Genomic DNA, 23,507 nt, shown 5'->3' on the forward strand with positions numbered 1-23,507 from the left:
ACCACTAGGGTGGCTTTTCTCTATTGGCTTCAATTATCTATCGACTATTTACTCTTACTTAAGCGACTCGTTCAACCATTACAGCTGCTGTCATATATGTCATTTACCCAGCTTGGGTTATCAATAAACGGGTTGCGGTTACCTTGCCATTTAACGGCTTTTTCATGGCGGTTACGTTCCCAATCATCGACAGGATCGGCGTTATGCCATTGTAGTAATGTGCACAGTTTTCCAACCTTAGGTTGCCCTGATGTGCTCGACATATCATCGACTAAGTATAAATTAGGCATTTTCGCGTCATTTCCTGCATAGCGTACGGCCATGTAGAAAAGCGAACGAGCGGTATCCCCTTTCACTGCATCGCGAGGTTCAAAGCTGTCGTAATCCGTTTTATTAAACGGTGATTTTGTCAATGGCGCTCCACCAAAATCAAAGTCTTTGTTTGAACGGATTGAGTTAATCTCAGCATCGGTTGGTTGAAGATGGTGAATGTCGGTATAACCCCACTGATCTTTACGCTTAAAACCAAAAGATTTTGGCCAAAGGTGCTCACGGTTCCAAGCATTCTTGTCGTTGTTGCCTGATGACGTAAAGTCTTTAGATTGTGAACGACCACTATAATACAAAATCACATTGCTCGGGTTATTCGGATCTTCGTTGGTGTCTTTCAAAGCAGACCACACCTGGGTATAAGTGAGTTGATTTTGCCCGCGAGCAGCAATCACACCAAGCACGTCTTTTAAGGCACTCCCGCTTAGCCCTTCAGCTTCAAGGTAGTAACCATCAGGGTAGCTAGTATTAGCAAGCGCAACTGGACTAAGAGCCGTCGAAATCAGCAAGAAGCTTAAATTTAAACGCATTTTCATTTTTTATTATCCTTGTTTTTGTTGTGTTTCACCCATCATTGATGAGTGCCCTCATACTCCACAAAACACAACTCATATGCAATTGGTTTGTTTATAAATCTTACTTGAGCTACAGCCTTAATATTTAAGCCGTAAGGTATAGCTGTATATAAACTTGCAATGATCCATGCTGCGAAGTGGGTACTTTGGGGTTGGTATGCTTACTTCCGAACGCGAATAAGCCGCTTGTTGTTCGTAATGCAGGGCAAAAGTGAGTCACTTGCGCCCTGCTATCTTCGGTTAAGTTAAGTTCGAGACAGATCTAGCCACGTCTTCCGCGCCTTTTTGTATCTCTTCGATCACAACAGATACGCTTTCTAGCCTATCGTTTGTTTCGATAGACGATTGACTGATCACTTCCATAGATTGAGTAATGTCGTTGGTTAGAGATAAGTTCTCTGCAACTACTCGACTGATTTCTTCTGTTGAGTCAGATGTTCTCGAAGCTAAAACCCTGACCTCATCAGCAACCACGGCAAAACCACGCCCGTATTCTCCAGCCCTGGCCGCCTCAATGGCTGCATTAAGCGCCAATAAATTCGTTTGATCAGCAATATTGCCAATGACCTGCACAATGTTTTCGATACTGCCCGATAATTCAGTCAGGCGACGAATTAGCTTTTCAGACTGCTCGATATCTTCAACTACATTTTTAGACAGCTCACGGGTCAATGCGAGAGAAGATTGCCCATCACTTGCCACTTGCGCAGTCTCTACTGCGGTACTGTAAGCAATAGAAGTCGCATCCGACGTCGCCTCTTCTTGCAACACTTCATTGGTAATATCGGAAGCAAACTTTACGACTTTATAGACATCGCCTCGCTCGTTCTTTATTGGGCTGTAAGAGGCTTGAATCCAAACTTTGCCACCATGTCGATCTTTTCTTAAGAAGCGACCAGTAAATGCTCGACCCGATTGCAGCTCTTGCCAAAAGTTAGGGTTTTCTTTGTAAAATTCGTCAAAACAGAACATCCGATGATTCTGCGAAATAACCTGTTCTTTTGAGTAACCCAAGGTTTTCAGGAAGTTGTCATTTGCATCCAAAATATTACCATCAGGCGTAAACGAAATAGTCGCAAAGGTTTGGTTGAGTGCTTCTAATAGCTCGCTATCTAGTGTCTGCTTTAAATGAGACTCGGTAACATCAGCAGCAACTTTAATCACCTTCTGCACTTCCCCATTTGAAATAATCGGACAATAACTAGCCTCGATATGGACTTGTCGCTTTCCTTTCGCATAACGAGGAAAAACGCCGCTTTTCTTTGAACCTGCTGCAAGGTCTCGCCAAAACTGCGTATAGTGCGAGGTATTCACTATCTCGTCAGAACAAAATAGTGAGTGATGTTTACCTTTTATTTCATCCAGTGAATAGCCCATCAATGTTAAGAATGGCTCACTCGCATCCAACACATGCCCGCGGGTATCAAAAGACACCATTGCTAAAGAGCGATTCAGTGAATCGACAATATCCATATTGTGATCAGATTGATCTGTGCTTTTTTCCTTCTTTTTAAAAAAAATGATACTGTCCACCTTAAAAAGTAATAATTAATTTAATGTTTTATACCCTGAGTCAAATAGGACTCAATTCCAATCGTGCCAATTTAGTTAACGACAGAAAGTTCTGCGATTGGCAAACTATTAGTAGGATGTGTGTTGAATTCGACTTTATGAAAGCCAAACAGTTGGACAATATCAATAAAGTTGTCCACGTTAATATTGGATAAACTGACCATTAATGGCTTAATTTGTTGTTGCTCATCTGAGAAGCATTGCTCTAGATGTGCCTGAGAGACATATAAAGTACTGGGAAGATATTCGGACACACCTTCATTAAGGTCTGCCGTTATTCCATGATCTTCTCTCAAATATTCCAGTAGATAGTGAAGTTTATGCATGTCATTCAACCTATCCCTGTAGCTTTGGGATAGCTCTCTAAGCTCACATAAACGCTCTTCAAGTAAGGCAGTACCATACTTGCCAGCCTGTATGATCGACTTTATCTCTTTCTTGATCGTTTTATATTTGATCTTATTTATTTTTGGCTTAAACCATCGCACCAATATCTGGTTTCGAACATCTCTAGAAACATGGTTTCTTGAGTTGGCAACCGAAATCCAAAGGTGCAATAAAGCGTTGTCTATCGTGGTTGAGAGTAAACGCTCGTATTTGTAACTCGACATTGTCACTCTTTATTCTCGAACTGCTACGTTCTGTAAAATCAACGAGGTTAATTACCTTGCCCATCTGTATCAAAACCGCCCAGACGGTGAATAACAATCCGGTTGATAATTAATATATGGATAAGGCACTAAGCCACACTGCATGGGTTTACTTATTAACGAATGCTTCGTTCCCATAACAATATTGTCGTGCACAAGCCTTTAATGTGACAGCACATTTATTAAACAAACTTAAGTTTATGATCAAATATTGGTCGGTAGTGCCAAATAAATACCAGAGAGTCGTACAGGGGCATATGATGTACTTTATGAACAAGTACTATTACAGCAGCTAGCGCAAACAACACATATGCGCTAGCTGACAAGCTTAGTGATGGCTCACTGTATAAGGTTAAATGAAAGCTATTGCGTCAAATCAGCCTTAATCTGATCAACTTGATTCGCCAGAGACGTATCTTGGAAATACTCACTGTGCGTTTTTCCTAAGTACAGCTTCTTGTTTTTAACGCGTTGATCCAACTTATCTTTAACAACAGTACCTTGTACTAACTTGTTATTTAGCTCGTCGGCGATCGCAGAGCTGGCTGATACTCCGTTTCCTTTCGTATCATAATAACGAACTTTGCCGATATTCTTATCAAATGGATCACAGTAGGCTATGTCTAAATCACCACTTTCAATAATGTTGTTATATTGGGCTTTGGTGATTGGTGCCTCTTTATTTGATGCGAATTGGCTACCTCGAACACACCAATTGATTCGGGTACCTACATCTGGGAAATACGCCGAAATTAAGTTAACGGCATAATATAAATCAGGGTCTGACAGATTTTGTTTTGCATAGATGTCAAGCACCTTACCGCCAACCACTTGATACTCAACGTCCCCATTGTCATAAGACTCTAAAAAGTAGCTGTTTCTAAACATATCACTGAAACTAACAGTATCAACTATACGCTCGCTACCTGAGCTGAAACTCTTCAATTGCTGCTTGTTCTGAATAGCTCCAGTAATGCTAGTGGTCACTAAACCAATCACTGTGTTTTCCTGAGAATCAATTTGCCAAGCAGTATAGTTTTTCCAATTTTGTTGAGGTGTGTTTTTAGCGGCATCAACACTGTATTGGTGCCTAAGCTCTGTAATGTCTTCACCCACCTTATTTACTTTAGCATAGGACTTGTAGCGACGAGCTTCGCAATCTTGATAGTTTGCATCATAGTAGAAGTAGCTGATCCAATCTTTTGCTTCAATCATTTCTTTGCTGTTCTCAGCATAGTCTACGATCCCATTTGCGCCATAAACGCCGTAAAAGCCTTTGAGGTCTTTTTGCTGCTTAAGTGATAACTCTTCATTAAATTTATCATCCCAGCCAATACTGTAAATATTAAATAAGTTTAAAGATTTGATGCACTCTTTGATATCAGTGCTGCCAATGGTATTTGCCGAATACATGGCAGGGCTGCTAGAGAACTTCTTTACTGCATCATCTTTTGGATCAGCCACACTACCTTTTGCTGGAGTGACCGACATTTGTGGCACTACTGTTTGTTTCTTTTGAGCCTGTGGCTCTGAATCACCGCCGCCACCTCCGCATGCAGAAAGTGTGGCAACTAACACTGATAATATTGAGATTCGGAACTTCAAGGTTTTCCTCGACAGGTTAAGCAAGTGGTAAATAAATCATCACCGAATTACCGAAAGAAAACTAAACACTTATATAACCAAATTAAAACCATTAAAGAATCAGGATTAGAGCTAAGCTCAAAATAATTGAATTTAGCCAACTAAAGCAGCAACTTAGATATGAAAATCAGTAACCTTCACAATGTCAATCTAAGTATTTGACTAAACCTATTACAACAAACGGTTCTTATACTATTCGGGAGTTTGACCCGAATAATTCTTGAACATACTGATGAAAAGACTGGCCTGATTGTAGCCTGATATTGCAACTTATTTGATAGACAGCCAACTTTTTTGTAGAACTATTGAATATAAGTATCAAACTCGCAATCACTATTCCGTCACACTCATGCCCTACTCAATTTGGTATGATGCCATAAAGAGCATTTATTTTTGAATTCAACTCTCGAAACATATCAATATGAGAAGCAAGATCGATAGACGAATCTATGTTCGGTGGAATGACATGAAAACTATCATTGGCAGCAATTGGGAAAGAAGATTAGTTGACGGGGGCACCAGAATTGTCTTCACTTTCACACCCAAGTTGCGCGAGTAACAAAGCACTAAACAAGACTAAAAACAAACCGCGTTGCATTAAATACCTTTTTGACTGATATAACGAATAAATTCTTCCAAAGTGAGTGGCTTAGAATAAAAGTAGCCTTGAATAGCGTCCACGCCTCTAGAGAGGAAATAGTGAACTTGGTCTTCAGTCTCAACACCTTCAACAATGCATGTTTGTTCCATCTTCTGGGATAATTCGATCAAGCTGTCTACAATGTGTGCAGACGCCGACTTATCACCGACTCGATCAACAAAACTTTTATCAATTTTGATAATTTGAAACTCATAATTCATTAAAGACTCTAAAGTTGCAAAGCCAGTGCCAAAATCGTCAAGTGCCAACTTGACACCCATCGCTCTAATGGATGCCAATAAACTCAACGTCAAGTCTGTATTAGCGAGAAGCTCTCGTTCCGTGAGTTCAAGGCATAATACTGAGCCTCTTGAAAAATGCCTGAGGAAGTTTTCGCAACTACTTACTATTGAAGGGCATCCAAGATGAGAAGCCGACACATTAAAACTAATCGAGAACTCAGGTGATAACTGATGCTCAATGTCACAAAGTCTCTTAGCCACAACCTCCATGATCTGCTCTGTAATTGGAATAATTAATCCACTTTCTTCAGCAAGCAATATAAAATCATCGGGTGGGATTAGGCCAAATTTGGGGTGAACCCATCGAACCAATACTTCTGCATGTTTAATTGTTCCATCATTGCTGACTATTGGCTGTATATAAGGAAAAAAATGATGCAATTTTATAGAATTTTTAATCTCTTTAAGCAAAAGTGCATCATCGTCACAACCAAAGTTAATAAAAAAATAGACAACAAGGGGTGAGAAAAATAATAAATACAAAAAGAAACTGCTACTAAATAAGTAGTAAGCCAAATCATAATAATGATAGTTAAATACCAGTGAATAAGGATATTGGCTTGATTCAACAGTGATGGTTTGACCAGAAAAATGTTCAACAAAGTGGTTGGACCCGATATAAGCATCGTTAATGTTAATATAAACGGTACCAAAATCGTAAAATTGATCAATAACATTCAACAGGGTATAAATATCCAATGTGGAATATGAACCGATGCGTTTAGAGTCGCTAACCATTAAGATAGAATCGATAGGATTCAAAGCTTGGCCTACCTTGAGCTTAAAAAAGTCACCTTTCCATTCTGGTAGCGAGAGGCTAAGACTTGAAATATTTGAGGAATAACACTCTCCTTCATCGTTGATCAACACCACTCCATTGATATATCGTGTGGTCAAAACTAAGTCATCCAAATATTTTTGATAGGTATAGCAACCATTAATAAAATGTTTACTTATTGTTCCTGCCCGAATAGCAGCGACTTCACCCGCTCTCACAATATTGTTTAGTTCGACGACTTTTTTATTTAAAGAGAGATTTATCGTCTCATAAATATTTTTTGATTGATAAGTAAAGCTAGCTAATGTTAGTACAACCAGAAAAACAATTGAAAATAGAATCCGCTTAATATAAAAAAGACGTTTTCTATCGAAAAGAATATTTTGTACCACACTTCCGCCTTTAAAAGCTCATATAGTAAGCTACTAGTACTACGACTAACAATGTAATTGCAAACACCCGCAGCGCTTGACTCACAGCCACGGCCTAGGTTAAGTATCGTTCAAACAAAATTATGATAACTCGTTTCTTCAGAAATCGAGAACCACTTATGCTATAGTGTAAATTATTTTTGACAACTTACTACCAACCAATTTTGTAATAGAAAACCACATACAAAACCTGAAAGGTAATCTTACATTGGATAAAAAGTTTTTTTTGAATTCCTAGGCCGTAAATTTAAAGTCAAATATCTGATAGCTTTAAAACCATAAAAATAATGTTGAAAATCAATAATTTAACCAGCACCACTCCAATAAGAACAAAGCTGAACTCATTCCCTTTCAACTCAAACGTTGCTTCCGTTACCGCTCTCTGTAAGCTTACGTTTGGTGACTACTTATGGTAAGGGCATAGCAAGGCAGCTACCTCCTCCAATACCCGCTCGAACCGTATGGCTGCTTCAACAGGAAAAAGGGAGGGAAATGCTCTGTTGTGCCTTTCATTGGGGCCAGAACACGCAACAAGGTCAGTTTAATTATTAATAAACTAATTTACCATGATTAACTCTACCCGTCGATTTAACGCCCTGCCCTCTGGTGTTAAATTTGTCGCTAAAAAATTTGATCCACCACGACCTTCAACGGATACTTGTTCTTTATTGATTCCATTAGCTTCTAACCAATTAGCCAATGATATAGCTCTTCTCTTCGAGAGTATAAGGTTATATTGATCAGTGCCTTTTGAATCTGTATACCCAATAACTTTAACTCTTAAACTTTTATCTTTTTTCAACCTTTCTAGCAACTTATGGTACTTTGCATGAGCATCGTCTCCGTTGACCACATCACTATCAAAAGCAAAGTAAAGTGCAGGGTAATGATGTTTTATTGGCGTATGAAGGGACGTTTGGCGATCTTGTAAGGGAAGCTTCTCTTTTTTGATGACATCAGTAGGGTTAACGACAACCGTTGTGTCATTTCCCTTACCTAAGTGAAACCTTAGACCGGAGATGAAACCATGGCTATTGTAAGTGCCGGTTGTACTTGAACCAATGTGATTGATGTACTGATAGCCAATATTGACTTCTACGTTGTTTGAAAGTTTATAAACACTGCCCACTTCCACTATTGGCGAAAAACCTGTTTCGTTTATCGACTTCTGTTGGTATTCAGTACTCATTCCCCATTGACCCACACCAACTCGTCCATAAAAATACAGATCGTCCTTTTGATAAAAATCATACCTTACTCCACTTTCAATGAAGGATACGTTTACATTTGTTCCATCACTACTACTGGGAACAATATGATATTGGTAACCTAAATCAATGCTTATATTTTCAGTGATATATAGCCCCCCATAGAGCCCCACAATAGCACCATTAGAAATAGTAGAAAGGGAATCTTGGTTATTGGCGTAACCGTACCCAACTTTTCCCCCTAAAAAAGACGCGTCATTGCTCTCATCGCTGCCTGAATAAGTGAGATGTGAAAATACGGACAGAAAAAAAATGACGATCGTGTTTTGAATAGATTTTTTCATAGGAATAATCTTTATCGATGTAAATAGAGGCTTTCAGAGTCGGTTGACTATATTTAATGGTCTTATTTTATATCTATAGCATAACAACTGAAGCGACCGAAAATATCCGACCTCCCCATCACGACAGCGAGATGAGGAGGAAAGAAAATAACAGACTACCTAGGCCTTGGTTTAGAGCCCTGCCCCCAAGACACCACGCGCCCGTCATTTTTTATTGCATGAAAAGCGCTACCAGATGAGTAAATATCTTTCACGTCTGTAAGATCAACACCGGTATTGTTTCTTCCTCCACACCGATCTTCACCCCAAACTTCTACGGTTCCATCAAATTTCAATGCCGCCAGAGCACTAGTATGATGGCAACCTGTTTTGAAGATTTTTTTAACATCTTTTAACATGTCGGAATGAAAATAATCCTGACTATAATCGCCCCAAATAATATTAGAGCCATCCGTTTTACGAATTAAAAAATTTGAAGTACTGTAAGGTAGAAATCGATCAAAACTAACGATATCTTTTACTTCTGAAAACCTCTCAGCTGGAACATCAACTCTTGAGCCATTGTCATTAATCCGACTCCCCCATATAGTCAGGGTATGGGTATCACGATCGAGTGCCGCAAATGCGTAGGCGTTCGATACTATTTTATCAATACCCTTTAATTGACTGGCCTCTGTTGTGTCCCCACCACGCTTCTTTGCACCCCAATTAATCACCGTTCCATCATGCTTTAACACGGCAAAGGCATGCTGTGTAGTTACTACCTTATCAATATTTTTTATATCGAGTTTTGTAGGCGTCGGGGTCGTACGTAATCTCTCATACGCCCTACCATGGGTGGAAGTGTTCCCCAGCTTATCAATCAGTACAACTTGTATAGGGTAACCAATAATATCTTCAATGTTTTGCGCAATTGGGTGAATGGAAGGACTAAATGCTCTCCAAACTGATCCGCAAACAAACACATCACCGTTTTCGAGCAAGATCAAGAAACCATTGCTCACGGCTTTAGCCTTTTTTACTCTGATCTTGCTCGTATCGATTCCACAAGACATTGTCTTCCCCCAGGATGTACCCCAAACTTCTATAGAACGGTCAGACTTAATAGCAAGCCAGCCATTATCGGTTCCAACTAATTCATCGACGCCTTGAACACCTTTAATATTTTGATGAGAAGCGTTTGTAGAAAATGTATAGGCCGTATTCGTAATATTATTGTTAGTTATGATACCAAAGCCAGGCGCAAACCAAGTGGAATCGGGTAGCACAAGGTTTGTTATGTTTTGATATTTCCGCACTTCTAACAAATTTGGTGGTACTACAGGTGTTCCAGCAGGAACGTTGCTGGCTATACCAACCGAACTCCAGATTATATCAGCGGTACCATCAGAACTCAGCGCGGCAATATAATCACTATCGAGGGCAGCAACTTTTATAACCCCTTTTTGTATAAATCGAGGTTGCCACACATTTGACCTTGCCTTAGATACTGAAGCAATAATAACAAGGTTGTCATTCGCGGCATTAGCACTGGCCTCGATAACCACTTCCCCATTTTGGTTAGTGGTACCAGTCATGCTGACTGTTCCCCCTGTTAGCTGACGAACTATCGGCTGAGATGTCGTAATGCCGTCTAACGCATTCCCTGACCAAGTAAAAGTCACGGCATGACCAGAGATAGTGTTATTATTTTTATCGGTAAGAATATAAGTCGCCTTTATCTTATCTGTGCCATTAGCGATTGCCGAAGAGACGGCTCCTGGCTTTATTTCTAATGAATTCACATTTGACGCATCGCCTATCAGCGTCACTAACGGGCTTTTTACCGAGTCTGATGAATCCGAAGCATCGATATAAAACGATCCCGCTTTGGTACCACGAACAAAGATTCTGATTTTCAGGGAGTCATTTGGATCGCTCTTAGAAGACAAGGTCACTTCCGTATCATCCAAAGTCTCGCGTTCTACCGTTAACGTCGGAGATTGGCTGATATCTTTTTTGGTTAAAGTCGCAACCCAATGGTCTTTGCCGTCGGCAACAGCGATATTAGTACGCATCCTCAATCCGAATGAGCTGTTCTGTACACAAGTGACATAGTATGGGCCGCTATTATTAGACACAGTATTGGCTTTAAGATCATAACTACCAAAAACAATGTTTCCGTTGTTGTTGGTTTGAGTCAGATAGTGTTTATCTTTTGGCCATTTTTTCTCTTTGACTAGCTTATCTTCCTCAACGTACAGTGATTGCATTTCACTCACGGTTGGCAGTCGCCCTCTGGATGCACAATACTGCTGCCCAGACTGATCGTTAAATGCAGAGAGTGTATTCTTAACGCCTGTATCCCACTCAGGGGCAACATGAAAAACGTCAAACACGCTTTGTATATACCGTTCTGGTGCCGTAAAAAACTCGAGACCAATCGCTATATGCTCCCAAGTTCGTGGCCTTAAGTCCGCATTCACTGTAATTTTCATTTGGCCCATACTATAGCCACCGTAATGGTCTGCGACGATGTAGCTAACGATATGCTCGCCAGCTTTTTGAGCTTTGAAAGTAAATTTAGTGTTAGTGACTGAGTCTTTATCAGTTGGTTGAACAACCCCCGTCATGCTTTGTACTGCCAAAAGTTGATAAGCTTGGCCATCAGGCTTAGTTATGGTCGCACCCGAAGTCTTTAAATCAATCGTCAGGCTGACACCGGCATCCACCTCTGTTTTATAGTCAAGATTTGGTTTGCCTATTTGTGGCGGTAAATTCACTTTATCAGAAATAGTGACATAGACAGCACCAACTTTATCCTGATCTGTTTTGCTAGGATGACTCAAGGTATAAACAATCCGATTCCAGCCCGACATTGTAGGCGGTTTATAGCTGAAGGTAGTGCCTGATTTATATACAACGGCCCCCTTATTATCGCCTTGAACATTTAACGCAGCTTGATCTAGCAATTGATAGCCTGCGGGAAAGTCGGTCGCTAGTAGCTGTTGAAGATTGATATCAACCGCACTGCCATCAACTTGTAACGCGCGCGATATCGGAGGTAACGTAGGTTGAAGTGCATTACTTGCAAATACAATCACTTCAGCCGAGGCAGATGCATCAAGTGAAGAAGCACTATACGTGTAACGGCATAACGACGGGTTACTTCGTACACTCACCTCAAAACCATGGTCTTTCACCGTCGCATCCTGGCAATCAGGATCCTCGGTTGTCACCGAGTTCACCTGAATAGAAGAGGTTTTGGATGAATACTTTGACAACTCAACATATTGAGTCCGACCCGGTGCGATAACTTCAAAGCCATCGCTCACTGTAAAGCCTTGTCTAACAGTACCTGAGTGAGTCGTGTCTGCTGCTGACGCACTCTTCTGTTCATCATCACTTTGATTACAAGCACTCACCAAAGTGATAAAAGTGATAATGAGCCAATGCTTGAGTTGGAATAGATTTCGTATGTCACTAAAAGTCTTTGTCATATATTAAATCCTCGGCTCGATGAGAAAGCGAAATATACCTCTATACTTGCCTGTTTTAAGTTCATTCAATTTCTTATTGTCAAAAAATATTCTCAAATTAAAGGGCAAAACGTTTAAGTTTCCGGCATTATCGATATATGTGCTCTGGACCTTTACGTTATTATCACGTAATAGTATTTTGTCTTTACAACGCAAACATTCGACACTAAAAGGTATGGTTTTATTCTCAGGTCCAATTAAATGATAATTCCCGGCATCTTCACTATACAAAGATAGTTTTAAGCCCAAAGGGAAAACTCCTTCAGCTCTGAATGTGCATAAAATATTGCCAGAAACATTATCCCTACGGTGGTATCTTGTCGTCATCGATTGATTTGATGTAAGACATGGTGATCTTACTGTGTTAAGCACAGCCGGTTTATAATTAACAGATAGCGTCAATGGCAAAGATAAAGTATGCCGAGCACGAACCCCAGACATTGGCACGACATAATCGTACTCGACCGTAATTGTTGACTGACCAGTATAAACACCTGAAGTAGCTTTAATGTCGGTGAATGATTTTAGTAGTGTACTTTTATCCACAGCCTTGAATATTGGCCGAAAATGAGTGAATGGGGTTGCATCAGTCGTTAGATTGATTAGGCTCTGCCCTTGCTTAACGCCATTAGCAATGATGCGAGCACCATCACGAATCAGCTGAGTAGAACCTGAACCCTTATAAGAGATGAGGTTGAGCACTTTTGGGCTCATGTACTCAAAGCCGATTATTTGGAGCGGAATAGAGACTGTTTTTCCTTTTCCCCTCAAAGTAATACTTTGGCTAGCACTAATCCGCGCTTGAGTAAAAGCCTTAGCACTAGGAAGACCATAACTTAGAAACCAATTACTAGGAACAAAGCCATTTACGACGCTTTCACTTTGATTCCAACGAACGTTATCGCCTCGAATATCTACAGTTAAAGAGACAGCTTGGGCGGGAGCAATAAATAATAATATCGCTACCGTTAAAAATAGATTCCACATTCCTTAACCTCTGGGGTTATTAAAATGATAGGTCTTTTCAACCCTGAATTTATTGGCATGAGAAATCAGAGATACCTCAAATTTGTTTTGATTCTTCATCTTCTCAGGCAATTCAAGGACTAACCTTCGGCCAGACAGTACAACAACTGAAACAGTACACTCACTTTTTTCCATCTCTTCTGTATTATCATCACAACTGTTGACTGATGCGCTGAAATACCCCTTACCGTAGTTAAAAATCTCCACTTTATCGCCGAGATATGTAAACTCATATTCAATAGGTGGGGTTTGTTTGGCAGGTAAAACGACAAAAGGGGCAAAACCAAAAGTCACAAGAACTGGATTCTCTATCCCCTCATTAGCCTCACTTATATAAGGTGTTGGAATAATATTTAGCTGGTAAATCCGGTCTTCGTGATCAGACCATTCGCTCATTGGTAAGATATTCCTCACAAGAATTTTTTTATGAAATCCAGGATCAATGATTGTACGCGCAGGCGTTGCTTCAACTTCCCATTTTTCTATATTATTTCGAGTATAAGGTTCAAAGGTAAAGTCTCCATTTTCCAAATTCACTTTATTAATTGTGACATTGATAAACTGACGTTTGCTATCAGAATTGGTTACGACTAGCTCTGCCTTACCCTTGGAATCTGCAAAACTTACCATCGTATCAATTGAAATAGCATAAACTCGGGCGCTAAGTAGAATAATCGCAAGCACCGAAGCACTTATTAGTGTATTTTTTAAATTAGACATCATTGACATAACCTTTTACTAACTAGAACAGCGAGCAGATATAAAATAACTATTTATTCTCGATTGAGAAAAGACACACGGACCTTCAGATGAAGATAATTGGTAAGTTCCTTTGTTAATAAACTTAACTCTAAAAACACCATCATTAGATAGGGCTTCTACCCCTCGACAATCATCACCAATACATTGTAAGTTTGTCACTGGTTTGCCTTGATTATCACTAACAACATATATTCGACTATTGTATTGATTAATTTGGCTATCGACTATTAATACTGTGCTAGGGTACATTATCTGAGTACGCGAAGGGTCACTAATATCTAGGTTTTGATATTCAGCATTGAGTTGGATTGTCACTTCATTGTAAGGCTGTAAGCTCACAATATGCTCGGATATTGCATCAAACTCCCCCATAGATTTACTTCCATTATCGGAAATGACATCGTAATCGACAGTCATGCTCTCTAAACCCTGGATTTCAGGAGACAAAATTGCGAATGATTCGCCAGTTTCATCGGTGAAGTTAACGCTATCTTCAGTAATAATTTGAGTACCCGTAAATGAACCACTAAACATTTTAATATCATTGGTTCCGGTATAACCATAAGCATTAAAATGGCCGTACCCCTCTTTCTTAAACAATTGCGCAGAAAGAGAAGTCTCTGGCTCGTTCGTTCCCACGGAGCCAGTAACAGTACCTGAATAATCTAAGCTATCACTAGAGTGAGAGTAAGTAAGCGCCGTCTCTGTTCGTTCATTACCGTTTTTTTCAAAGTTAGTCGAGAATTGTGCCGTCAAATCACGACTAAAGTTATAAGATAGATAGATATTCGTTGAAAAATTATCCGGCGTTGAGTTATCCATCATATTATAGTTGAGACTGAGACCAATATTGCCCCATGATGTCGCCTTCGACCAACCTGCACTTAAATTATTACTGGTATAGCTACTATTAAAGTCAGAGTTTCCCTCCATTGCTCCTTTATTCTCTGAGTGTCTATAACTTAAGTAACCAGTACCATGAAAAATCTCTGCTGTTGTACCAATATCATAACGTAAAAAAGAACTTGGACTGTATAGTTGTGATGCTAGGTCAAGGGCTAATGAACGAGTGTTTTTTTCTAAGGACTCGACAGACAAAGACAGACCAAAGTTAAAATCCAATGTGGCTGACTGATATGTATCCCCGGTTGAAAAATAGCCCGCGACATAGTCAAGAGAAGTAGATTCCTGGAAAAAATATTTCGCCCCGACATTGGTATAAATATCATCTTTGTCGTGGAAAGTTAATCCACTTGCCAAAAGAAGGTTTTCATTCCATTTATATGTTGAACGAAACTGACCAAAGTTCAATGAAGACATTTCGTTGAAATTATCACTCGTGACATCAAGCTGACCGACACTCAAGACATAGTCAACGCCCCTAATAGGCAGGTACAGGTCAGGAGTGTTCACAACTCGTCTTGTTTCGTCGACTAAAACCTGATCACCAGACTTCAACACTAATCTGACATCGTAACTGCCATTAGGTAACTCACTGTAATTAATGAATTGTTGGCCTGACGAAACAGCACGAGAAATCAACAAACGATCATCTTGATAAACATCTAACTGACCTGCTCGTAAAGCCATAAAGTACAATTTTAATTGATTGGCTTGACCACCCCGAACTAAATTCCCACTGGTACCATAACTGATCCCCGTTGATGCATAGTTTGCCGTTTGATTAAGAAAGTCACTGGTATTAAAGGGTTCGTTAGTACTGGTGTAACCTGCAAACACCCGATATGCGTCAAATTCATAATCATAGCCTGCTCTATAAATATCGCCTTTTGAGTGAGAATTTAGTTGTGACTCAACTTGAATAAAACCAAATGGCAAGCCTATCGTCGTATCATTCTCTGTACTCAAAGAGTTGTTCAAACCTGAACCAGCTTGAGTGTAAATACGCATTTGATTAATCAAAGCATTTTGCTGGCGCAATGCCGTATAATAAGAATTATTTCTGCCAGACACTGAAAAAACATTAGAACCAAGAAATACTTTCAACAAACTATTGTCGTAATCAAATGTATATTTAACCGAGTGCAAAGTGTTATTAGGTATACAATCAACAATACTCCCTTTACAGGTAATGTCGGTTGAAACACCTTTTAAGAGGTCAGAAACAATACTATTAACAACCTCATCCTTCAAATTCATCGAGCCTAAAAACCCCTGAACCTTTGATTCATCGCCAATAGTTATCCGAAAATCATCATAGGTAACAAGAGCATTAACTATAATGCTTTCCCTCTCTCCAAAAATTTGGATTTTAATATTTCTTTTTTTTTCAGAAAATAAGTCATCAAACCCTTCAGGGTATTGTAAAGCTAGTGTTACACTTGGAAATGTAATAGTTAACAAACAAAAAACAACAGCAATTCGCATACTACCTATTCCTTAAATTCTTGCTCTTGCCATTATTGAAAGACGACCTTGACACACTTGAAATTGGTTTACTTGATTAACATCATAAACATCAACACTCAGTGTATGGTTTGATTCATTATCATTATTTTTAAATTTCAACGCTTTTGAAACTGAAAATTCCGTATCATCAACCTTAAACATAACCTTCGGCTTCGGTAAAGTTTCACTTTTTGATTCCGTTTTGCAATATGTTTCAGCATTTAACAATGTTAAGGAATAATTATCAAGGGCGGACTTAGAAATCGTCGACTTTACTGTAAATGGGATCTTAAGAACCTTAAATTTATTCTTCCCACTCTGATATTCCAGAGTAAAATCAGACTGAGGAGTAACAATATCTAGACCATTAATCTTTCTTTCTGAATATATATCAACAGATAAATTAACCTTTCCAACGAAAGCTGCTACTGAACCAGAAAAACTGAATATTATAAAAGAAAACATTAATAGCCTAGACATTATTTACCGCCTATAATCTTGAATCACTAACAACCACCGCTGCATACAGTGAGACATAATCTCCCGCAGCAGGAATATCAGCCGTATTGGACGTATGTGCTTTTACTGATAACCTTGTGACGCCTTTTGTTTCTGGTGACTCTACTTTTTTCGTCAATGTAGAACCGTTTGCAGTAATTTCGAAGTAACCGTCTACCGCTTGCTCTCTGAGCATGTTACTGCTATTAGATATTCTTATAGAAGTTAGGGTGTACTTATAGAAAGCTTCTTGATTAATGTCTATTGTATTACCATTCATTTTAAATACATTAAAATCAATTACACTGGCATTTTTTAAAGTAACTTTATTACTTCTATCCACAGTAAAATCTAACTTCCCCGCCTCTGGTTCAGTACCTGTTGGACTTGCAATTGCGTAGCTTTGTCCTGTTGGAGCAGGTGGAACCGTGCCCTGCCAAACGAATGTACGAGAAGCATCAACGGCTGCTAATGCTGGGAACGAAATTGAAACAGCTAATGCGACAAGTGCAATGTTTTTTTTATAATTTCTTACCATACTGACCTCTATTAATTACAACATTAATTAACAACTAATTGATCAAACAAACATCTAATCAATAATTAAATATTCACAAACAAAAACTAACAAGTCAACATGGAATTTAACAAAACAACAGGTAATACCAGTTAAATATATTAGTCAATTAACTCTAAAAACTTATTTCTCATCAAAAAAAATAAGCAAATCGATAACAAGCAACATCATATTTTAATAGATACTATGCATTCCCTTGTAATTTAATCATCACATAAACACATTATTATAACGTGTATAATAAGATGAAATTGAATAATCACAGCCGTTATTCAGAAAAAATTGATAGAAAATCTAAAACTTTATTATTTACAGAGATTTACTAATACTATTATCAGGAAATCCAAACTTCACTGCTGAACAACCTGGTAGAAAATCTCTGTATGAATGAATTTTATCAATCTGAAGGGTAGGCGCATATCCATATTAAGATAGTCAATAATAGTCTCAACATCTGACTGCTGTCATTACTGAAAATTATGACACCAAATGCTCTCGGGCTATCTTGTATAGACACTCAATATTTAAAATAATCTAAAAACTACCATGAAGAATAATTATAATCTTATACTATCAGAATAGGTTTACGGATTATCGGTTTGAGAAATGAAACATCCGATATTTTGGACATTGAGAACCCAACCAACGTGAACATTCAATTACGCTAGGTGCAATATTAATCATATTGGTAAAGCAGGGTTCCTCTACTGATTATGAGATGGGATTTGCAACAGTAATCGGTTTATAAAATATAATATACAGCCAAGAAAGATTTAGCAGTCTATTTTAAAAGTTTCTTATAAATTTCGATAATATTATCTACAGTAAAACTCATATTTTCTGAAGATAACATAACACCAGGGTATGCGTTTAAACTGACTAATACAACTAAGTAACTTTCATAATCGGTTGATTCTACATCTGTACAAAGTTTTAGATAAGAGTAAATGATATCAAAAAACTCTTCCTTAATGTCGGACTTTAATAGAATCAACTTGTTTATTGAAACTGAATATCTGTAGTTCTCCACAAAAATAGATGTAAAAATAAGGACCAACTCTTTGAAGGTCAACTTATCAATTAATCTAATTCGTTGTTCAAGTATGTAGGCGTATGATTCAATAAACAATTGTTCTTTGTTTTCATAGTAATAATATAATAGTGACGACGATACATTTGCAGATTTAGCAATCTCTGCGATTTTAACATCACTATAACTTAATGAGGAAAAGTGTAAAAAAGCACTTTCCATTATTTTATTTCTTTTTAAAAGTTCCTTTGATTTCATTAAAGCTCTCTATTTCAAAAAATAAATCTGGTCAATTTATAGAATAAGACTTTCAATTTAACCACTAAAAACATAGGTCAATTATTAACAGTCACATAAAAATGTCAAATTATAAAATTGACAAAAAACTCATTCGACCAGTTGTTAATTAAAAGTTAAAACCTGAGAAAGCGACACTTTTGGTAGTGGATTTTCAGTAGGAATCATAAAAAATTAATTTTTAAAGGTAATTTTGTGATCTTTTTTGCGAGGCAAAACAGGAAACTATAGTTCAAAGTAAACTTTAAAGTTGAAAATAAAGGCGATAAATTCAATATTTTTTTTCTGACTTAAATTGACTTAGTGTAAAAAAGATAATGAGAATCATTTACTACGTCAGAAATCTGGTTCATCTACCAAATAAAGGCCTTTTTATTCAATCTATATTCTTGTATAGGGCTTTTAATTTGCTAACTATCAAATTTATTTAGAGAGGGGTGAACATGACCTCTAAATCCTTGATGTCATATATACACTTGAATTTTCCTTAATCAAGTATAAGGAAATGTAAGCATTCTAATTAGATATTTAATCTATGATTCCATTTACAGTCATTTTTGGAACTGAGATCAAATATTGTTTAATCGTATGTATGAATAGATGAAGAAGGCGTTGTTGTCTAAAATAGTTGAACCTTTTCCAAGTCCTGCGATCTGATCATTTGAAACGATTGGAATGGTGGTGATATGGGTAAATCGAACAAGAAGATAACTAACTGGTCGGAGTACAACAAGGCTCTTTGTAAACGTGGTTCGGTTACATTCTGGATAGAGGATTCAGCCGTAGATGCCTGGCGATGTAAAACTCATCATGGTAAGCGTGAGAGAGGCTTTCAGTACTCTGATACTGCGATTGAAACCGCCTTGATGATTAAGGGCATCTTCTCTCTTCCTTTACGTGCTCTTCAATGCTTTATCGACTCTAACTTTGAGCTATTAGATGTTCCACTAACGTCCCCTGACTACAGCTGTATCAGTAAACGCTCGAAGACAGTTCAGGTCAAATATCGCAATAAATCGAGAGGAGCTATTCGCCATATAGCCCATGATTCTACTGGCCTCAAAGTCTTTGGTGAGGGTGAGTGAAAGTGAAAAAGCATGGTGCAGAAAAATGTAGGACATGGCGCAAACTGCACTTAGCTGTAGATGTGGATACTCACGAAACGATGAGTGCGGAAGTCGGTCTTGTAAATGTAGGCGATAGTGGAGTGTTAACGACGTTACTCAACCCCCTACGTAGAAAGGTCGCTGCCGTATCCGCCGATGGAGCATATGACACAAAAATTGCCTCGAGACTCTGAAAAATAAAGACTGTACTCCGTTAATACCGCCTCGAAATAATGTAGCTCTTTGGGAAGACGGTCATCCCAGAAACAAAGCGGTCATGGCTCTGAGAGATGGAACAATATCGGAATGGAGAACACAGTCTGGTTATCACTATCGTTCAATATCTGAAACTGTTATGTCCCGATATAAAGGACTAACAAGCGGTAATTGAGCTTGAGATGTTACAACGCTCAAGTGGGTGAAATCATGGCGAATGTCAAAGCGATTAACAAAGTCATAGGACTAGGTATGCCCGTTAGAAGCTAACGGCTAGCTATATATGGTGTCGTTGATCTTCAAGCTGATTCGATCAACAACGCCACCATAAACTAGCGAGTACTACTTAAGCAACTTATTATAGGCTTCAATCAAATTTTGCATCTTAAATTTAGCTTCCTTGGGACATGACATTATTTCCTGACTAGATATCAAGCCCATTAGAACCGCTAAATACGTATCGTAATCTGTCAATTTAATATCACTACATAACTTAAAGCAAGAATATACAACTTCATGTATATCATGCTTAGCATCGCGATTAGAAGAAGCAACCTCACTAATTGATGCAGAGAACTTATAGTTTTCTAGGAAAACTGATGTATACAATAACACTAACTTCTTAAAAGTAAGCTTACTAACCGACTTTACTCTTTGATTTATAATATGAGCGTAAGACTCTACAAATAAGTGCTCTTTATTTTCATAATAATAATAAATCAAGGATGGCGAAACACCTGCCGAGTTTGCGATTGCGTTTACTTTTACATTTCTATAACTAGTTTTTGAAAAATGGGCTATTGCACTTTGAAGTATTTTTTTTCTTTTTACCGCTTCACTTGAGTTCATGTTTTTGTACGATTCAATATTGACTTATTTAAATCAACTATGATTTTCAATGAAAAGCTAGATTTATGTAAACCCACCCTAACTATTCACATAGAAAATACATAATTAACGCCATGTTCACTTAACTAAACACTTTAAATTATATTGCTGTAGATAAAAGCATTACAATTAAGAGTCTTTACCATCGCACACCGAATTGCTTATCAAACCATCGCCCTACACTGCATTACTTTCGTCATCAAGGCTATTGGTTAAACCAATAACCACTGCAATAAAAACTAAGAGTAATACTGATGTACTGTCTATCCACCTTAATGATCAGACCAGTTTTAGAACGCTTAAATGATAAGCTCTCCATTAGGTACTTTGTTAGTTAAAAACGGAGCGCATTAACCTCTAAATCAAACAAAAAAAACTAATTAAAATATAACAAAAACCTAAAAATATATAAAAATATATAAAAAAAGCCACAAGTTACTGATAACAATATCAAAATACAATCATAAATATTTACAGAAAGTCCATAACAACTTCAACGCCTATTCTCGGCCTGGCCTAACTAGCTATGTCTTAGTTGCATATCAAACAACCAACTTATGCCGCTTTATATTAATATATCTCAATATGATCGTTTTTAGCTTCTGGAGGAAAGCCTCTTTTCATCCTTTAGTCATTTTGATTAAGTCTCTCCTTTCCCCTTTAAAGAAAATACTTTAAGTGTCATAGTTCTGTATTTTACTTATATAAGGTAGCACTGGGATAATATTTACTATAATTGCTTATTCTTAATATTTTGCAATGCCCGTAGTTAATCACAACAAACGGTTTTTATACTGCTCAGGAGTTTGACCTGAATACTTCTTGAACATACTGATAAAAGGGCTGGCTTGATTATAGCCTAGCGTAAGCGCAACTTCTTTAACCGATTGTCCATTTCTTAGCAGCTCCATTGAGTATAAATAACGAACACGCAGTCGCCATTCAGTAAAACTCATGCCCAGTTCACTTTGGCAATGGCGTGACAAAGTGCGCTCGGTAGTATGGACTTTCTCCGCCCAATCTTTCAACGAAACTGCATCCGTTGGGTTTTCTTCTATCGCCGCTAAAATAGGCGCAAGGTATTTGTTGTCGGTTGAAGGTAAGAAGTGGTGTTCAACTTGACGCTCTGCGAGTTGATCCAATAAGACCTGAACCAGTCTCTTATCTGGTTCGGTTTGTGCCACGTTAATATCACGCTGACGAAAGTCATCAATGATCGAAGAGACTATCGGCGTAATCTTAATTAGGCTGGTCTTTTCTGGCAGATGCTGAGTTAGCTCAGGGGCGATATTCAGTGAGCAGTAATCAAGAGGTTTACGGTTATAACTGCAGTGCCTAACCCCTGCTGGCACCCAAATTGCGAGATGCGGCGGCGCCAAGAAGCGAGTTCCCTCTGCCTCCATTTCAAGAATCCCACCACTGATCAACTGAACCTGTCCCCAAGGGTGACTGTGGACACGCGTTTCAGTATTCGATAAGAACGCTTCAAAATTCATAAATACGTTGGATGGTGCCTTATCAATTGATAAGGATGGATGAAGGTTTCTTCGGTGTTTTTTCAAACTTGTCTTCCTATCGCGCCTTATGTCTTTTTAAAGATATCTGTAAGTATAACGACCTGTCAAACTAGCCGCATCAACTCATTTTGCGATGGAATTCACATGCATTATCTTTTACCTTTTTTCACAGTCTGTATCTGGGGTGCCAATGCGATAGTCAACAAGCTCGCAGCAAGCACTATCGAACCAAGCGCGATGAGTTTTTACCGTTGGTTTATTGCGATGTTAATTCTGACTCCTTTCTGCATTCGCTCGGTTATTAAACAGTGGCCAATCATTAAAGCTAACTTATCAAAGCTAGCTTTCCTTGGCTTTCTAGGCATGGTGTTGAACCAATCTTTAGGTTACTACGCAGGCTTAACGACTTCCGCTTCGAACATGGCTTTGATTACATCATTAGTGCCATTGATCAGCGTATTCCTTAGCGTTCCACTGCTTAACAAGTCGATTTCAAGTTTGAGTATTGTAGGCGGTGTGTTGTCTCTTTCAGGCCTAGCATTAATGCTTGGCAAAGGCGATCCTCTATTCTTCATCCACCAGGAGTTAACGCAGGGTGATGGCTACATGTTAATCGCAGCTTGCGTGTATGCTTCTTACTGCGTGTTGCTAAAACGTTGGAAAATGCCTATAAGTAATTGGGTAGTTATCTACATGCAAGGGATATTCGCGGTCGCGATGCTGGCACCACTTTGGCTAACGAGCGAGCAGCTAGTGCCTTCACAACAAGCCATTCCTTTGATTGCTTATGCAGCTGTAGCGGCTTCTATTTTGGCCCCTTGGATGTGGGTTAAAGCAATTGATACGATTGGTGCTGATTCAAGCGCGATGTTCATGAACTTAATGCCTGTAGTCGCGATTGTATTGGCATCGACATGGTTAGGCGAAGAGATCAACCAGTTCCATATCATTGGCGGTATCATGGTCGTTTCTGGTGTTATCCTTGCTCAAGTAAAAAGAAAGCCAAGGCTGGAAGCGCCACTACCTCAAGAAAGTTAGGGCTAACTTCCCATGCTTTGAGCTATCTACACAAGAACAAGTTCTACTTAAGAATGCCTGCGCAATCCCGCAGGCATTTCTACCTAGGTTTATCATCTCAAAACGCTGAGCTTATTCGTTATCAGTCTGGTGAGATTGATATGACCAATCG

The 23,507-nt window shown here is 38.6% G+C and carries 16 protein-coding genes and 1 pseudogene; 2 read left to right on the forward strand and 15 right to left on the reverse strand.

Features of this window, described 5'->3' with window-relative positions:
* Positions 1–71: 71 nt before the first annotated feature.
* From ACTRWI_RS00685 to ACTRWI_RS00745, 13 genes are all read right to left on the reverse strand, one after another.
* Positions 72–866 carry an endonuclease I family protein gene (locus tag ACTRWI_RS00685; RefSeq protein WP_499128450.1) on the reverse strand — a complete coding sequence of 265 codons (795 nt, stop codon included), beginning with the start codon at positions 864–866 and terminating at the stop codon, positions 72–74.
* A gap of 279 nt (positions 867–1,145) precedes the next feature.
* Positions 1,146–2,378 (reverse strand): methyl-accepting chemotaxis protein, encoded by a 1,233-nt coding sequence (locus ACTRWI_RS00690; protein WP_499128453.1) that lies wholly within the window; start codon positions 2,376–2,378, stop codon positions 1,146–1,148.
* A gap of 131 nt (positions 2,379–2,509) precedes the next feature.
* Positions 2,510–3,088 carry a DUF2913 family protein gene (locus tag ACTRWI_RS00695; RefSeq protein ID WP_499128456.1) on the reverse strand — a complete coding sequence of 193 codons (579 nt, stop codon included), beginning with the start codon at positions 3,086–3,088 and terminating at the stop codon, positions 2,510–2,512.
* Between the two features lie 402 nt (positions 3,089–3,490).
* Positions 3,491–4,732, reverse strand: coding sequence for a hypothetical protein (locus tag ACTRWI_RS00700; RefSeq protein ID WP_499128459.1), 1,242 nt, complete (start codon positions 4,730–4,732; stop codon positions 3,491–3,493).
* A gap of 636 nt (positions 4,733–5,368) precedes the next feature.
* Positions 5,369–6,883 carry an EAL domain-containing protein gene (locus ACTRWI_RS00705; protein WP_499128461.1) on the reverse strand — a complete coding sequence of 505 codons (1,515 nt, stop codon included), beginning with the start codon at positions 6,881–6,883 and terminating at the stop codon, positions 5,369–5,371.
* A 595-nt stretch (positions 6,884–7,478) separates the two neighbouring features.
* Positions 7,479–8,474 (reverse strand): OmpA family protein, encoded by a 996-nt coding sequence (locus tag ACTRWI_RS00710; RefSeq protein WP_499128464.1) that lies wholly within the window; start codon positions 8,472–8,474, stop codon positions 7,479–7,481.
* Positions 8,475–8,629: 155 nt separating this feature from the next.
* Positions 8,630–11,953 carry a hypothetical protein gene (locus tag ACTRWI_RS00715; protein ID WP_499128467.1) on the reverse strand — a complete coding sequence of 1,108 codons (3,324 nt, stop codon included), beginning with the start codon at positions 11,951–11,953 and terminating at the stop codon, positions 8,630–8,632.
* Positions 11,954–11,956: 3 nt separating this feature from the next.
* Complete coding sequence (locus ACTRWI_RS00720; protein WP_499128469.1) at positions 11,957–12,979, reverse strand: hypothetical protein; 1,023 nt, start codon at positions 12,977–12,979, stop codon at positions 11,957–11,959.
* 3 nt (positions 12,980–12,982) lie between these two features.
* The gene (locus tag ACTRWI_RS00725; protein ID WP_499128472.1) at positions 12,983–13,741 is read right to left on the reverse strand and encodes a hypothetical protein; all 759 of its coding nucleotides are present in this window, start codon (positions 13,739–13,741) and stop codon (positions 12,983–12,985) included.
* Positions 13,742–13,756: 15 nt separating this feature from the next.
* Positions 13,757–16,168, reverse strand: coding sequence for a TcfC E-set like domain-containing protein (locus ACTRWI_RS00730; protein WP_499128474.1), 2,412 nt, complete (start codon positions 16,166–16,168; stop codon positions 13,757–13,759).
* Between the two features lie 12 nt (positions 16,169–16,180).
* A complete protein-coding gene (locus tag ACTRWI_RS00735; protein WP_499128475.1) occupies positions 16,181–16,669 on the reverse strand; it encodes a hypothetical protein in 489 nt (162 codons plus the stop codon).
* A 10-nt stretch (positions 16,670–16,679) separates the two neighbouring features.
* Positions 16,680–17,225: a hypothetical protein gene (locus ACTRWI_RS00740; RefSeq protein WP_499128478.1), complete on the reverse strand. Its 546-nt coding sequence runs from the start codon at positions 17,223–17,225 to the stop codon at positions 16,680–16,682.
* An 820-nt stretch (positions 17,226–18,045) separates the two neighbouring features.
* On the reverse strand, positions 18,046–18,552 hold the full coding sequence (locus tag ACTRWI_RS00745) for a TetR/AcrR family transcriptional regulator (protein WP_105023832.1): 507 nt from the start codon (positions 18,550–18,552) through the stop codon (positions 18,046–18,048).
* Between the two features lie 725 nt (positions 18,553–19,277).
* On the opposite strand from ACTRWI_RS00745, the pseudogene ACTRWI_RS00750 reads away from it, so the two are divergent.
* Positions 19,278–20,183 (forward strand): annotated as a pseudogene (locus ACTRWI_RS00750) (IS5 family transposase).
* A gap of 72 nt (positions 20,184–20,255) precedes the next feature.
* Here the strand turns inward: ACTRWI_RS00750 and ACTRWI_RS00755 are convergent.
* A complete protein-coding gene (locus tag ACTRWI_RS00755) occupies positions 20,256–20,762 on the reverse strand; it encodes a TetR/AcrR family transcriptional regulator (protein WP_499128481.1) in 507 nt (168 codons plus the stop codon).
* An 812-nt stretch (positions 20,763–21,574) separates the two neighbouring features.
* Entirely contained in the window at positions 21,575–22,297 is a 723-nt protein-coding gene (locus tag ACTRWI_RS00760; RefSeq protein ID WP_499128736.1) for an AraC family transcriptional regulator, read from the reverse strand.
* A 165-nt stretch (positions 22,298–22,462) separates the two neighbouring features.
* Here ACTRWI_RS00760 and ACTRWI_RS00765 point away from each other — a divergent pair, with 165 nt between their 5' ends.
* The gene (locus tag ACTRWI_RS00765) at positions 22,463–23,356 is read left to right on the forward strand and encodes a DMT family transporter (protein ID WP_499128484.1); all 894 of its coding nucleotides are present in this window, start codon (positions 22,463–22,465) and stop codon (positions 23,354–23,356) included.
* Positions 23,357–23,507 lie beyond the last annotated feature (151 nt).

The organism is Pseudoalteromonas sp. G5_S1_14_S5 (genome assembly GCF_054968605.1).

Coding starts and splice junctions, on each gene's coding strand:
- ACTRWI_RS00735 (WP_499128475.1), bottom strand. CDS start 16,669: ATGTCTAGGCTATTAATGTTTTCTTTTATAATATTCAGTTTTTCTGGT.
- ACTRWI_RS00685 (WP_499128450.1), bottom strand. CDS start 866: ATGAAAATGCGTTTAAATTTAAGCTTCTTGCTGATTTCGACGGCTCTT.
- ACTRWI_RS00760 (WP_499128736.1), bottom strand. CDS start 22,297: ATGAATTTTGAAGCGTTCTTATCGAATACTGAAACGCGTGTCCACAGT.
- ACTRWI_RS00715 (WP_499128467.1), bottom strand. CDS start 11,953: ATGACAAAGACTTTTAGTGACATACGAAATCTATTCCAACTCAAGCAT.
- ACTRWI_RS00725 (WP_499128472.1), bottom strand. CDS start 13,741: ATGATGTCTAATTTAAAAAATACACTAATAAGTGCTTCGGTGCTTGCG.
- ACTRWI_RS00720 (WP_499128469.1), bottom strand. CDS start 12,979: ATGTGGAATCTATTTTTAACGGTAGCGATATTATTATTTATTGCTCCC.
- ACTRWI_RS00740 (WP_499128478.1), bottom strand. CDS start 17,225: ATGGTAAGAAATTATAAAAAAAACATTGCACTTGTCGCATTAGCTGTT.
- ACTRWI_RS00690 (WP_499128453.1), bottom strand. CDS start 2,378: ATGGATATTGTCGATTCACTGAATCGCTCTTTAGCAATGGTGTCTTTT.
- ACTRWI_RS00745 (WP_105023832.1), bottom strand. CDS start 18,552: ATGAAATCAAAGGAACTTTTAAAAAGAAATAAAATAATGGAAAGTGCT.
- ACTRWI_RS00730 (WP_499128474.1), bottom strand. CDS start 16,168: ATGCGAATTGCTGTTGTTTTTTGTTTGTTAACTATTACATTTCCAAGT.
- ACTRWI_RS00765 (WP_499128484.1), top strand. CDS start 22,463: ATGCATTATCTTTTACCTTTTTTCACAGTCTGTATCTGGGGTGCCAAT.
- ACTRWI_RS00755 (WP_499128481.1), bottom strand. CDS start 20,762: ATGAACTCAAGTGAAGCGGTAAAAAGAAAAAAAATACTTCAAAGTGCA.
- ACTRWI_RS00695 (WP_499128456.1), bottom strand. CDS start 3,088: ATGTCGAGTTACAAATACGAGCGTTTACTCTCAACCACGATAGACAAC.
- ACTRWI_RS00710 (WP_499128464.1), bottom strand. CDS start 8,474: ATGAAAAAATCTATTCAAAACACGATCGTCATTTTTTTTCTGTCCGTA.